At 38.6% G+C, this 13,849-nt stretch carries 13 protein-coding genes; 11 read left to right on the top strand and 2 right to left on the bottom strand.

The window, feature by feature from the left end:
- Window positions 1-4: 4 nt before the first annotated feature.
- A complete protein-coding gene (locus tag AADH04_RS05125; protein WP_434779176.1) occupies window positions 5-1,324 on the bottom strand; it encodes an efflux RND transporter periplasmic adaptor subunit in 1,320 nt (439 codons plus the stop codon).
- A gap of 314 nt (window positions 1,325-1,638) precedes the next feature.
- Between AADH04_RS05125 and AADH04_RS05120 the strand changes: the two genes are divergently transcribed.
- The 6 genes from AADH04_RS05120 (at window position 1,639) to AADH04_RS05095 (ending at window position 8,667) form a co-directional block, all read left to right on the top strand.
- A complete protein-coding gene (locus tag AADH04_RS05120) occupies window positions 1,639-3,291 on the top strand; it encodes an ArnT family glycosyltransferase (protein WP_434779175.1) in 1,653 nt (550 codons plus the stop codon).
- 13 nt (window positions 3,292-3,304) lie between these two features.
- The gene (locus AADH04_RS05115; RefSeq protein WP_434779174.1) at window positions 3,305-4,609 is read left to right on the top strand and encodes a TRZ/ATZ family hydrolase; all 1,305 of its coding nucleotides are present in this window, start codon (window positions 3,305-3,307) and stop codon (window positions 4,607-4,609) included.
- Window positions 4,610-4,632: 23 nt separating this feature from the next.
- Window positions 4,633-5,334 (top strand): bifunctional 2-polyprenyl-6-hydroxyphenol methylase/3-demethylubiquinol 3-O-methyltransferase UbiG, encoded by a 702-nt coding sequence (gene ubiG, locus AADH04_RS05110; RefSeq protein WP_434779173.1) that lies wholly within the window; start codon window positions 4,633-4,635, stop codon window positions 5,332-5,334.
- Window positions 5,335-5,357: 23 nt separating this feature from the next.
- Window positions 5,358-6,371, top strand: a complete 1,014-nt coding sequence (gene galE / locus AADH04_RS05105) for a UDP-glucose 4-epimerase GalE (RefSeq protein WP_434779172.1) — start codon at window positions 5,358-5,360, stop codon at window positions 6,369-6,371.
- Between the two features lie 29 nt (window positions 6,372-6,400).
- On the top strand, window positions 6,401-7,489 hold the full coding sequence (locus tag AADH04_RS05100) for a methyltransferase (protein ID WP_434779171.1): 1,089 nt from the start codon (window positions 6,401-6,403) through the stop codon (window positions 7,487-7,489).
- A gap of 116 nt (window positions 7,490-7,605) precedes the next feature.
- On the top strand, window positions 7,606-8,667 hold the full coding sequence (locus AADH04_RS05095; protein ID WP_434779170.1) for an NAD(P)H-dependent flavin oxidoreductase: 1,062 nt from the start codon (window positions 7,606-7,608) through the stop codon (window positions 8,665-8,667).
- 2 nt (window positions 8,668-8,669) lie between these two features.
- On the opposite strand, the gene AADH04_RS05090 is transcribed toward AADH04_RS05095, so the two are convergent.
- Window positions 8,670-9,338: a hypothetical protein gene (locus tag AADH04_RS05090; protein ID WP_434779169.1), complete on the bottom strand. Its 669-nt coding sequence runs from the start codon at window positions 9,336-9,338 to the stop codon at window positions 8,670-8,672.
- Between the two features lie 328 nt (window positions 9,339-9,666).
- On the opposite strand from AADH04_RS05090, the gene AADH04_RS05085 reads away from it, so the two are divergent.
- The 5 genes from AADH04_RS05085 to AADH04_RS05065 all read left to right on the top strand — a co-directional run bounded on the left by AADH04_RS05085 (window position 9,667) and on the right by AADH04_RS05065 (window position 13,721).
- Window positions 9,667-10,332, top strand: a complete 666-nt coding sequence (locus AADH04_RS05085; RefSeq protein ID WP_434779168.1) for an amino acid ABC transporter permease — start codon at window positions 9,667-9,669, stop codon at window positions 10,330-10,332.
- Window positions 10,322-10,984, top strand: coding sequence for an amino acid ABC transporter permease (locus AADH04_RS05080; RefSeq protein WP_434779797.1), 663 nt, complete (start codon window positions 10,322-10,324; stop codon window positions 10,982-10,984). The genes AADH04_RS05085 and AADH04_RS05080 overlap by 11 nt, the downstream gene beginning before the upstream one ends.
- Before the next feature lie 16 nt (window positions 10,985-11,000).
- Window positions 11,001-11,744, top strand: a complete 744-nt coding sequence (locus AADH04_RS05075) for an amino acid ABC transporter ATP-binding protein (protein ID WP_434779167.1) — start codon at window positions 11,001-11,003, stop codon at window positions 11,742-11,744.
- 20 nt (window positions 11,745-11,764) lie between these two features.
- Window positions 11,765-12,718, top strand: a complete 954-nt coding sequence (locus AADH04_RS05070) for a cysteine ABC transporter substrate-binding protein (RefSeq protein ID WP_434779166.1) — start codon at window positions 11,765-11,767, stop codon at window positions 12,716-12,718.
- Between the two features lie 313 nt (window positions 12,719-13,031).
- Window positions 13,032-13,721 carry a hypothetical protein gene (locus tag AADH04_RS05065; protein WP_434779165.1) on the top strand — a complete coding sequence of 230 codons (690 nt, stop codon included), beginning with the start codon at window positions 13,032-13,034 and terminating at the stop codon, window positions 13,719-13,721.
- Window positions 13,722-13,849 lie beyond the last annotated feature (128 nt).

The following is a 13,849-nucleotide window of genomic DNA, read 5'->3' as shown; positions in this document are numbered from 1 at the left end:
GTTTTTATTTTTTGGCGTGGCCAATATTTTCCTCAATGATTTGTTCAATCAGTTTATCTGCTTGAACCAGTTCATTTTTAAAGACATAGGTGTTGTAGCTTTGTGGTTTGATGGTATGGTTATTGATTGAACCTTGACCTTTATCTTTGGTAAAAACTTTAACATGCATGGATAGACCAATTCGTAAAGGATGTTTAGCCACCTGATCGGCATCCAGTTTGATGCGTACGGGTAAACGCTGAACCACTTTAATCCAGTTGCCTGTGGCATTTTGCGCAGGTAATAAAGCAAAGGCGCTACCTGTGCCCGCATCCAGCCCCATTACTTGACCTGTATATTTCACTGAGCGACCATAAATATCAGCCGTTAATTCTGCTTTTTGTCCAATACGAATATTTTTTAACTGCGATTCTTTAAAATTCGCATTCACCCATAAATGATCTAATGGTACGATAGACATTAAAGAAGAGGCAGGGTTAATTCTTTGTCCCACCTGTACATTTCGTTTGGTCACCATTCCTGACACAGGTGCAGGTAGGGTTGTTCTTTGTGCTGCAATATAGGCTTCTCTGAGTGCTGCAGCAGCATTTAAGACATTTGGATGGGTAGATACTGATGTATTGTCAACCATTGCTTGTCCTCCAGCCAATTGTTTTTGTGCTACTTGGAGGGCTGCATGGGCTGCTTCATAAGCTTGTTTTGCTCGTTGTACCTCTTCTGTTGAAATCGCGCCAGAACTGGCTAATTCAGACCTGCGTTGGTAATCTGATTTTGTTTTGGCTAATTCTGCTTCTTTCATCTGTACGTTTGCCAAAGATTGGTCTTTTGAGGCAAATTGGTTGCGTACACTTCTGACCGTTTGTGCTAAATTGGATTGTGCTTTGGATAAAGCAAGTTGGGCATCAATAGGATTTAAATGAATTAATGGTTGGCCTGCTTTAACAATATCGGTGTTGTCCGCATCAATACCGATTACACTGCCAGAAACTTGAGCGGTGACTAAGACCACATTGCCATCCACATAAGCATCTTCTGTTTCTTGTTCAAATTGTCCGATGATGAACCACCAAATACTGATGACGATGGCAATAAGCAGTACCACCAGCAAAATGCTGTAAGTAATTCGGTTGCGTCGAACCATCAATCGATATTTTAGTGCCCGTTTTAACTGTTCGGTTTGGCTTCGTTGGTGGTGTATGGTTGATTTATTAGGTTGTGCCTTTTCAGAAGAGGCTTCATCTTTGACCTCTTGTTTGATTTGATTTTGTGTTTCACCTTCCCCTGAAAGGTTGACTTGATCATCATTTTTATTGTCTTGGCTCATGCTTTTTTGCTCGTTAGCTACAAATTTTTAACATTTGAAAGAGTGCTATTATATACCAGTAACGTTTTAATTTTTCATAAGAAAAACGTCATTTAATATTGACTATAAGTTAAATTAGAGCAAAAAATGTAGAGAATAGTTCAATTACCGATGTTTTTTGTATTGAGTGAACATTAGGGTATGCAGATGCAAAGAATAAAATTTAGAGGCGAAGGTGTGGTGAATCTCAATTTATGCCCCAGAATGACTAGGGTCAGAATAGGTTTTGGTTTAAAATAGATAGAGTAGAATTTTTTATAAAGTAAAAATAAACAATGCTGATTTACACCCCTCCTAAGAATCAGGATTTACCTAAGCCAACTGAAAAGCCATGGTTACTCCTCTTATTGTGTTGTGTCTGGTTATGGCCTGCTATTTTTGGCCATGATCCATGGAAACCTTATGAGCCCTATATTTACCAATCCGTTTTGGAAATGCTCGAAACCCATAGAGGTATTGCACCTCAAGTTCATGGTACATGGTATGTCAGCACACCGCCACTTTATGCATGGGTTGGAGCCTTTTTCCATGAGCTGTTTTCTCCTTGGCTCTTGTCTGGGTATGATGCAGTACGATTGGCTACTCCCTTATTTATGAGCATTGGTTTGGCCTTTGCCGGAGGTGCTGGACGGCATTTGCTCGGTCGCAGAAATGGGCGAAGTGTTGTCTTGATTTTAATTGGTTGCTCAGGGTTAATGGTGGTTGGGCATCAAATGGACAATATGGCCGCCACTTTTATGGGCTATGCTATGGCAATGTATGCTATTAGCTTGTCTCCTAAAAAACCAGGGTTGGCTGGTGCTTTATTGGGTGGTTCTTTAGTGGTAATTTTATTATCATCCAATTTATTGGAATTAAGTTTTGTGATTTTACTGACCCTTGTTTTACCCAGCTTTTCCCATTGGCGAAATCGGCAGTACTTAATTTGTTTGGTGTTTGCTTTTACTTTAGCCATTCCTTTAGGGTTGGTATGGCCTTTATCTTTAAGAGCAGAATTGCCACAGGTATTTGATTTATGGTGGCAGACTTTTGCTTGGAGTGGTGTGAGTAAATTGAATCAGGCTGTATTCTTAAACGATTTGGGCTATTACCCAACCGTGGTTTTATGGTTTACTTTCCCTGCATGGCCTTTGGCCTTATGGAGTTTATATAAGCGTCAATCAGTCAGTTTGCCTGCTTTACAGTTATCTGTTGTATGGTTTGTTTTAAGTTTGATTTTGTTGACTTTATTATCGCAACACAGTTCTGAATATGCGGTGGTTTTATTATTACCTTTAGCCGTTTTGGGTGCGGCTCAATTAGACAGTTTACGTCGAGGAGCAGCAGCATTTTTAAATTGGTTTGGGGTCATGACCTTTGGTGCGTTAGCCTTATTTTTATGGATTGGTTTTATTGCCATGAATTGGGGGTGGCCGACGAAACTGGCTGAGCGTTCACTGTATTTTAGCCCATTTTATACCCCAACTATTTCATTTTTTGCGGTTATTATTGCGGTTTTAGTGACACCAGTATGGTTATGGTCAGTCACTCGTAAGCATTTAAGAGGAAGGCAAGCTGTTACCAATTGGGCTGCGGGCATGACCATGGCTTGGGTGTTGATTTTTACTTTATGGTTGCCTTGGCTCAATCAAGCTAAGAGCTTTCGTCCAGTTGTTTTACAAATGGAAGCAAGTTTATCACCAAAGTTAAAAAATAATTTAATGGCAGGTAATGTATGTATGCAGGCAGACAGCACCAATTTACAATTGGTGACCGCTTGGCGTGAATATGGCAGTTTGCCTTTAAAACTCAACAGAACACATTGTCGCTATAAGATTGTTGTGGGCGCAGAAGAGATGCAAATTGAGCATGGTTGGCAAGTTATGTGGCAAGGCGCTCGCCCACGGGATAAAAATAATACATATCGTTTGTTAAAAAGAATTATTTAATTAGGATGAAAACATGGTAGATCAATTGATTTTTGCACCTTATATTGTGACTGTAGCAAAAGATAGAGAAGTACTTTTAGATCACGCGTTGGCTATTGAAAATGATCAAATAGTTAATATTTTGCCTGAGCAAGAAGCCAATAAATTGGTCGCAAAAGAAGTGTTACATTTGCCAAACCATGTGTTGATGCCAGGTTTGGTTAATTTGCATGGACACAGTGCCATGACTTTATTGCGTGGCTTGGCAGATGATTTGGCCTTAATGGATTGGTTAAACAACCATATTTGGCCAGCAGAAGGTAAGCATGTCAGTGATCCATTTGTCTATGATGGTACATTGTTGGCTATGGCAGAAATGATTCGTGGTGGCACAACAACAATCAATGATATGTACTTTTATCATGGTGCGGTTGCTCGTGCTGGGTTAAAGTCAGGTATGCGTACGGTCATTGGGTGTAGTGCTTTAGAGTTTCCTACCGCATATGGTCAAAATGCTCAAGAGTATTTGGATTTTGCCATGGAGGCTTATCATATTTATAAAGGAGAGAGCTTACTGTCTTTTGCTTTAGCACCGCATGCCCCTTATACTGTTTCTGATGACACCTTTAAAAAAGTGGTTCAGCAAGCCGAGCAACATGATTTATTGATTCATTGCCACATTCATGAAACAAAAGATGAAATAGAAGGTTCCTTAAAAGAGCATGGGGTACGCCCTTTAGCAAGGTTAGAGCGCTTAGGGGTATTGCAAAGTCGCTTGATTGGTGCGCATATGGTCCATGTAACTGATGAAGAAATTGAATTACTCAGCAAGCACCAAGTGAAAATTGCCCATAATCCATCGTCAAATATGAAATTGGCTTCAGGTTGTGCCCCTGTACAAAAAATGCTTAATCAAGGTGTATGCGTTGGTTTGGGTACAGATGGTGCTGCTTCAAATAATAAACTGGATATGTTCGCAGATATGCGTTTGGCTGCTTTAATTGCAAAAGGTTTTTCTGGTAGGCCAACTGATATCAATGCTTATGATGCCGTTAAAATGGCAACCATTAATGGCGCAACAGCTTTAGGTATGGGCAATAAAACGGGGTCCTTAGAAGTGGGTAAACAGGCTGATTTAATTGCCATTGACTTAGGACAGGTGGAAACACAGCCTGTATTTGACCCCATTTCTCATATTGTATACGCTGCTGGGCGAGAACAGGTCACTCATACATGGGTTGCAGGTAAGTCTTTATTAAAAAATAGGGTCTTAAGTACATTAGATGAAGCTGCTTTAATTGAACAGGCTAAAGTGTGGCGGCAGAGCATTCAGAAGTAATAAAATAAAAATAAGGAGCATTGATGAGCACGCAAAATGTTGACCCAATCGAAATTGAAAAATTCAGTCAAATTGCCCATAAATGGTGGGATAAAGAGAGTGAATTTAAAACCTTGCATCAAATTAATCCATTACGATTAGGCTATATACAAAAATTTGTGGATATTCAGGGTAAAAATATATTGGATATGGGGTGTGGTGGTGGTATTTTGTCTGAAGCTTTGGCTGAAACAGGCGCAACAGTAACAGGGATTGATTTGGCAAAAAAATCCATTAAAATTGCACAGTTACATGCTTTGGAAAATAATTTGAATATCGATTATAAACACATCAGTGCTGAAGAAATGGCCATACAAAAACCAGAAAGTTTTGATGTCATTACGTGTATGGAAATGTTGGAACATGTCCCTAACCCTGAAAGTATTGTGCGTGCTTGTTATCAATTGTTAAAACCAAATGGCTGGGTGTTTTTTTCAACCATTAATCGTAATTTAAAATCTTATGCCTTAATGGTTGTTGCCGCAGAATATGTGTTGAACATGGTGCAAAGAGGTACGCATGATTATGCAAAATTTATTAAGCCTTCTGAATTAGCCCGAATGGCAAGGCATGTAGGATTAACGCAGATTGATGGTTATGGCTTGGTGTATAAACCATTGAGCAAAAGTTTTGAGTTAAGCCCAGATATGGATGTAAATTACTTTTTGGCTATGCAAAAAATCTAAATTGATATGAATGGACAAATCAGATGATTCTCGTAACAGGTGGTGCAGGTTATATTGGTTCTCATACGGTTTTGGCTTTGCTTAATGCTGGTCATGAGGTTGTGGTGCTGGATAATTTAAGCAATGCTCATGAAGAGAGTTTAAAACGGGTTGAAGCCTTGTCTGGCAAACAAGTGTTGCTTACTAAAGGCGATGTGCGTGATGCAGAAGTTTTGGACACTATTTTTAAGTATCCGATTAAGGCTGTGATTCATTTTGCGGGTTTAAAATCTGTGGGGGAGTCGGTACGTGAACCATTGCGTTACTACGATAATAATGTACATGGTACATTAAATTTAATCAGTGTCATGGCTTTGCATGGTGTCAAAAAATTAGTATTTAGCTCTTCGGCTACAGTATATGGTATTCCTGAAACGTGCCCTATTACTGAGGATATGCCCTTATGGGCCATTAACCCTTATGGGCAGAGTAAACTGATGGCTGAGCACATATTAAGGGATGTTGCCGCAGCAGATTCTGAGTGGCATATTGCATTATTACGGTATTTTAACCCAGTTGGTGCACATGAGAGCGGGCAAATTGGTGAAGACCCAAATGGTATTCCAAATAACTTAATGCCTTATATTAGTCAGGTAGCTGCTGGGAAATTAGAAAAGTTGAATATCTTTGGTCATGATTACCCCACAATTGATGGCACAGGTGTACGCGATTATTTGCATGTGGAAGATTTGGCCGAAGGACATTTAGCTGCGTTGAATGTCTTATCTGAAAATGCTGGTGCATGGGCGGTGAATTTAGGGACTGGGCAAGGCTATTCCGTTTTACAAATGGTTGAGGCTTTTGAAAAAGTCACAGGGCAAAAGATTCCTTATGAGTTTGTTCCACGTCGAGAAGGCGATGCGGCGACATGCTTTTCTGATCCAAGTTTAGCCAAACAAAAATTAGGATGGCAAGCAAAAAGAAATTTAGAAGATATGTGTCGTTCTAGTTGGAACTGGCAAAGTCAGAATCCTAATGGATACATCAACACGGATTAAATAATATCATATTAAGAAGGGGGAACTCATTGAATAATGAGATGGCGCGTTATGGGTATGATGAAGAAAAATTAAGTGCATTAGAGGCAATCACTGAGGCACAAAAAATTGCATTTGCGCCCATGATTTTTCAGGCGACTGTTGTTTTGCGTGATAGTGGTATTTTGGCTATTTTAGATCAAGCAGGTTCAGATGGCTGCTGCTGTGATGAAATTGAACCACAGGTTCAATTAAATAAATATGCTATACAATTGTTGCTTGATGTTGGACTGAGTGCAAAAATTGTTTATCAAAAAGGGGAGTCCTTTGTTCTAGGTAAAGTAGGGCATTATTTGTTACATGATTATATGACCCGTGTGAATATGGATTTTACCCAAGATGTGTGTTATCAAGGATTATTTCATTTAAAAGAGTCTTTTGAACAAAATGCGCCAGTAGGCTTATCCGTATTTGGCCCTTGGTCAACCATTTACCCTGCATTAAGTCAGTTACCAGAACAAGCACAAAAAAGTTGGTTTGCTTTTGATCATTTTTACTCAGATACTGCTTTTAGTGAGGCATTTAAATATATTGCTCAATTGTCTGCTGAGCATATTTATGATGTTGGTGGTAATACAGGTAAATGGGCTATGTTTTGTGCCCGTCATGATCCTAATGTAAAAATAACCATTTTGGATTTACCACAACAATTGGCTATAGCACAAGAAAAAATTAAAGAAGCGGGGTTTTGTGAGCGAATTGATGGCTTTGCTGTAGATTTATTACAGGCTCAATCCTTGCCAAAACAAGCAGATGTTTGGTGGATGAGTCAGTTTTTGGATTGCTTTAGTGAAGAGCAAATTATCCATATTTTGACATTGATTCATCAAAATATGAAACCTGATGCAAAAGTATGTATTTTAGAAGTATTTTGGGATAGGCAACCTTTTGAAGCAGGCGCATTAAGTTTAAATGCCACCTCTCTTTATTTTACTTGCATGGCAAATGGAAACAGTCGTTTTTACCACTCAAAAGTATTTTATGAGTGCTTGCATCAAGTAGGATTTCATATAGAGCAAGATATTGATGGTTTAGGTGTTGGTCATACTTTATTGATATGTCGTAAAATGATCAGTTGATGACGGCAAATGACCGATAAAGTCGTTTTTTATATCAAGATGATTGATTACATGGCCAATAAAGTAGCGATTAAATCTTATTTGAATAAGTATCAAAATAAACCGAGAGAAACATTATGAGCCAAATCATCACCGAGCTTTTGGGTATTCAATACCCCATCATTCAGGCACCAATGGCAGGTGTTTCTACCCCTTTACTGGCAGCAGAAGTGACTCATGCAGGGGCATTAGGGTCTATTGGGATAGGGGCATGTTCAGTTGCTGAAACTGAGCGTATGCTTGATGTTTTGGCCGCGCAAACAACAGGGCCGGTCAATGTGAATGTGTTTTGCCATAAGGGTGCACAACAACAAAGACAAAAAGAACAAGCTTGGCTCGATTATTTAGCTCCTTATTTTGCTGAATTTAATGCACCTATACCAGAACAGTTACACGAAATATACAAGAGTTTCGTTGATCATCATGAGATGTTGCAGCTACTTTTATGTAAACGGCCTGCTGTGGTCAGTTTCCATTTTGGTTTGCCTTCAACTGATTATATTCAAGCATTAAAGCAAGTTGGCATAGTATTAATGGCTACGGCAACGAGCTTAAAAGAAGCATATCTCATTCAAGAGGCTGGTATTGATATTGTTGTAGCACAGGGTCAAGAAGCTGGAGGACATCAGGGTATATTTGAACCAGACAATATCACTCAGATTATGCCTACTCTCGTTTTGACCCGTTTGATTTCTGAGAACTTAAGCATACCTGTTGTCAGTGCAGGCGGTATCATGAATGGGCAAGATATCAAACAGGCCTTTAAACAAGGTGCAAGTGCGGTACAAATGGGCACGGCTTTTCTTTTATGCTCAGAATCTGCTACCAGTGAAGATCATAGAATGGCGATAAAAAAAGCAACAACAGGCGCCACACAAATGACTTCTGTCATTTCAGGTCGACCTGCCAGAGGGTTGATTAATCGCTTTATGACTCAGATAGATCAAATTGGGCGGCCTGATATTCCTGATTACCCGATTGCTTATGATGCAGCCAAAGCTTTATATAAGGCTGCAAGTGCTGAACAAAAACACGGTTTTGCCGCTCATTGGGCCGGCAGTAAAGTGGAACAAACCAGACAAATGAGTGCAAAACAATTGATTGAATGTTTGGTGCAGGAGTTTACACAGGCAGGTTAAACTCATTGGCTTAACAGTAAATCGACATACCAGTTACGTCCATCAAAAGAGTGTGCCCCTGTTTGGATAGGGATAACTTGCTTGAACATTGGCCCATTCACACAAAAGGTATGGTATTCACCATATTCCGCACATTGATCTACCCCTTCTGGTAATTGATCAAGTAAAGATTGTGTCATGGTTTTACCCAAATAATCTTCTGTTAATTTAGTACTGTCTACAGCCACAATTAAAGTTTGATAGCCAAGAGACAAAAAAGAATCCATAATCTGCTGTGGGGTGTTGTCCCATAAGGGGTATACACCCGTTATGCCGTGTTGCTTATTTAAATTTTCTCTATAAGCTTTGACATCTTCTAAATGAATGTCACCATACATGACATCGGTAATTCCTTGTTGTTTCAGTTCTTCATAAAATCGCCCGATTTTTTGATCATAGTCAGTATAAGCTTGGCCACGCTTATTTTCTAAGTTCAGAATGTGTAAAGGCAACCCTAAGGCATCTGCTTGTGCTTGCATCACATCTTGTCGAATATTATGTGCAGTTGAACGACCAGTTTGCGTATAAAAAGTAGTCATTAAACCAATTGGTTCATAATGGCTAAATTTAGGGTTAAAGCGCAGATAATGTAAGGCTAATGTGGCATCTTTGCCGCCAGATGTGGCAATCATAATAGGTTTTTTAGATAATTGGGTAGACATGGATATGAAGAAAATGAACTAAGAATGGCTAATTCTATCCTTGTCTATTGTCTTTAGCGAGTAATAATCGTTTGCTCAATAAAATATGATGATATTTTTAATGATAAATAAAAGATATAATGGCTATTTGTCCTTAAATGATAAAAAGCTATTAAAGTGTTTTGGTTATAGTGAAATTGGTTATATAGATATAGGGAAAAGGTGATTGACAGTTAATTCGCAAAAGCCTTAATCTTAGTGCTTTTATGGGTATTGTATACGCTATAAGAATTGATCACCATCGTAAACAGGAGTTATTGTGTCGTTGAATTGGGAATACATTATCCGTTTTTTACCCATGTATGAAAAAGCATTATGGTTGACCCTTAAGTTATCATTTTGGGGGATTTTATTTGCTTTTATTATTGGTATGGTTTGCAGTATTGTGACCTTTTATAAAGTGCGTGTATTGAGCCAAATAGTCAATGGATATGTTGCCTTTTTCCGTAATACCCCCTTATTGATTCAATTGTTTTTTATGTTCTATGGCTTACCTAAAATAGGTTTAACATTAAGCCCAGAAGTCACTGCCGTTATTGGTTTGTCTCTATTAGGGGGAAGCTTTATGGCAGAAGCTTTTCGTGGTGGCATAGAAGCAGTGGCAAAAAGTCAGTTAGAGTCAGGGGTGGCAATTGGTTTGAATAAATTTCAGTTGGCACGTTATGTCATTTTGCCTCAAGCTTTATCCTATAGTGTGCCAGCGTTAGGGGCTAATTGTATCTTTCTCATTAAAGAAACCTCCATTTGTTCTGGGATTGCTATTTTGGATTTAACCAATACAGCTAAAGATTTAATTGGAATGTATTACAAAACCAATGAGTCTTTATTGATGCTGGTGGTAGGGTATTTGATTATTTTGTTGCCCGTTTCCATTTTATTGACCTTTATTGAAAGAAAGGTGCGTTATGCAGAATTTGGGCATTGAAGTACTTTTTCATTCAGTTACCATTGAGCGTTTATTGGTTGGGTTTTCAGTCACATTAAAAATTGCCCTGATCGCTATTTTGATTAGCTGGTTTTTTGGCACTTTATTTGGTGTGATTCGAACAACACGCTCTGTGCTTATTCGGGGCATTTTTAGGGTTTATTTAGAGTCGATTCGAATTATCCCCTTATTGGTGTGGCTATTTATTTTGTATTTTATTTTGCCTGCCGATTTTGATATGAATCTCAGTGCTCAAACAGTGGCCATTATTGTATTTAGTTTATGGGGTGCAGGGGAAATGAGTGATATTGTCAGAGGTGCACTTATATCTTTACCCAAACACCAAACAGAATCTGCTTTGGCCGTCGGTTTGAATAAATGGCAGGTATTTGGGTATGTGTTATTGCCCCAAGCGTTTAAACGAACCATCCCAGCTGCCATTAATTTATCTGCACGTATGATTATGACCACTTCTCTTTTGGTTTTTGTTGGGGTGATTGAAGTGGTTAAAGTGGGGCAGCAAATCATTGAATATGAAAAGTTTACCAATGAAATGGCCCCATTTTGGATTTATGGTTTTATATTGATTTTATATTTTATGGTGTGTTACCCGTTGTCCAAGTTTGCCCGCATGGCCACAAAACAGCCCTAACCCGAAGGAAATAAACATGGCAGAACAAGAAGCATTATTAGTGGTCAAAGATGTCCATAAAAGTTATGGTCACGCAGAGGTATTAAAAGGCATTGATATCACTGTAAATAAGGGTGAAGTTGTGGTGATTTTAGGGTCATCTGGTTGTGGTAAATCTACCTTTTTACGTTGTTTAAATGGGTTAGAAAGTATCCAGCAAGGCTCAATAAAATTGTCTGGTGAAGAATTGAATACACCTAAAACCTCTTGGATTAAAGTCAGACAAAAAGTGGGAATGGTGTTTCAAAGTTATGACTTGTTTCCCAATATGACCGTTATTGACAATATTTTATTGGGCCCACTCAAAGTACAAAAACGTAATAAAGCAGATGCATTTGCCCAAGCAGATGAACTATTGAACAGAGTTGGTTTAGCAGACCGAAAAAATGCTTACCCCAGAGAGCTTTCTGGTGGGCAAAAACAACGTATTGCCATTGTGCGTGCATTGTGTATGAACCCAGATATTATGTTGTTCGATGAAGTCACCGCTTCGCTTGACCCTGAAATGGTTCGAGAAGTGTTGGAAGTGATTTTAAAATTAGCCGCACAAGGTATGACCATGATTTTGGTCACCCATGAATTAAATTTTGCTAGAAAAGTTGCAGATAGAATTATTTTTATTGATAAAGGAAAAATCCTCGAAGAGGGCACGCCTGAGGAATTTTTTAATCACCCAAAAACGGAACGTGCACAGCAGTTTTTAAACGTTTTTGATTTTTAATCTCATAGGAGCATCATAAAATGCAACGTATTCACTCAAGTAAGAAAAATATGGGTTGGCTATTGGCAGGTATTTTGACACTGGCTTTAGTTGGTTGTGGTGATCAAGGAACCGCTACCAGTGGCAGCAGCTCTGAGGCAGCATCAAGTACAGCCTCTCAAGCTTCTTCTATTGATGCCATTAAAGAGCGTGGCGTGATCAGAATTGCTGTATTCAGTGATAAACCTCCTTTTGGTTATATTGATAAAGAAGGCAAAAACCAAGGCTATGATATTGAGTTTGGTAAACGTATTGCTAAAGATTTACTAGGCGATGAAAGCAAAGTAGAGTTTGTTTTGACTGAAGCGCAAAATCGTGTGGATGTCCTAAAGTCCAATAAAGTGGACATTACTTTAGCCAATTTTACTGTTACCCCAGAAAGAGCTGAGCAGGTTGATTTTGCCAATCCTTACATGAAAACCGCAATTGGTGTGGTGTCGCCTAAAAATGCGGCTATTCAAACTGTAGAACAATTAACAGGCAAAAAGCTATTGATCAATAAAGGCACAACAGCAGAAACTTATTTTGCAGAAAATTTCCCTAATGTTGAACAAATGAAATTTGACCAAAATACCGAAACATTTGCTGCTTTAAAAGATGGGCGTGGTGCTGCATTGGCGCATGACAATACTTTATTGTATGCATGGGTAAAAGAAAACCCTGATTTTGAAGTAAGCATTAACCAAGTTGGTCCAAACGATTTTATTGCCCCTGCTGTGAAAAAAGGCAATACTGAGTTACGCGATTGGTTAAATCAAGAGTTGGTGCAATTGGCTCAAGAAAAATTCTTCCATGACGCATACAATAAAGCGATCAAACCATTTTATGGTGATAATATTGACCCTGAAAATGTGGTGATTGAAGGCGGAAAAGTAGATTCTGCTGAACATGCGAATCATACTACTTCTTCTGAGGCTGTTTCTGCTGCACAATAAATAACCTTTTTATACAAAAGGTCTTAATAAAACGCACCTAAAAAGTTGGATATAAATCATCTACTTTTTAAGGTGCGTTTTTAATAAAAATATGCTTTTTAAGTTTGAATTGCCTTTGGTGCAGTTAAAACAATCAGTTGATCAATCAATGATTCAATCAAAAAATGTATTCTCCATTTAAAAAATCAACTATAGCAATATTTGTAACATACTATATTTGTTGCGTTAATTTTATTTTCATATATTAATGGCGTACAATAAAAAATTAAATACAGTGTGTTTTACTCATCATTTATATTATTAAGGTTCGTCCATGAAGCATTCCTTCCACACCCTTCTTTGCATTAGTACTGTTGCTTTTATTACTTCAAGCTGTACTTCCACCATGATCAATATGGCACATAAAGTGGATGAACGCGATCAGGCAAGCAAACAAAAAGGGACACAAAGTTTTGCCCAAAAAGAGCATGAACGTTTTGAAGCTTTGAAAGCCAAAGGCGATCCAGATGGGTATTATTTTTTGGCCATTGAGTTTGCGTTAAGTAAACGTGGGCAATCGACACCGGAAAACCTATCTGAAATCAAAAGGCGTTATGAAGAAGCGGTAGCCAAAGGTTCGAATGATGCCAAAGTGGCTTTAGGTAATATGCTAGTCACAGGTGATACAGTACCTTTTGAATTTACTAATACAGCCTTGCCCTTAAAAGATCGAGATATCGAACGAGGTTTACGCCTGATGTCAGAAGCAGCGACGGCAAGCTGTATGTATAAACAGCCCTTATTTAGGGATGCTCAGTGTGGCAATATCCGTATGTTTAATCCTGCCATTAAGATTTGGGTTTTGTACCGTAGTGGTAGACATGATCGTGATTCAGCACAAGAGCCTTGGGTAAAACTAGTACCAATAAATGAAAAATTGGCACAAAAGTGGAAGCAGAGGCGTGATCAATGTGAAGCTGAAATTGAAGCGTATAACCGTAAACATGGTTGCAGTAACTATTGATTAAAAATAAATAGAAGGGGAATAATGGAGACTCAAAAAAGCAAGATCACCCAACAAGATGGTATGGCATAGGCTTATTATGGCTACCCAAATTCGTGTGAGACTAAAGAAATTTATAATCAATAAGC

The organism is Neisseria sp. Ec49-e6-T10 (assembly GCF_051132615.1).
Lineage (GTDB): Bacteria > Pseudomonadota > Gammaproteobacteria > Burkholderiales > Neisseriaceae.
Note: the sequence above shows the minus strand (reverse complement) of the source record. Positions and strands in the feature narration are given on the sequence as shown.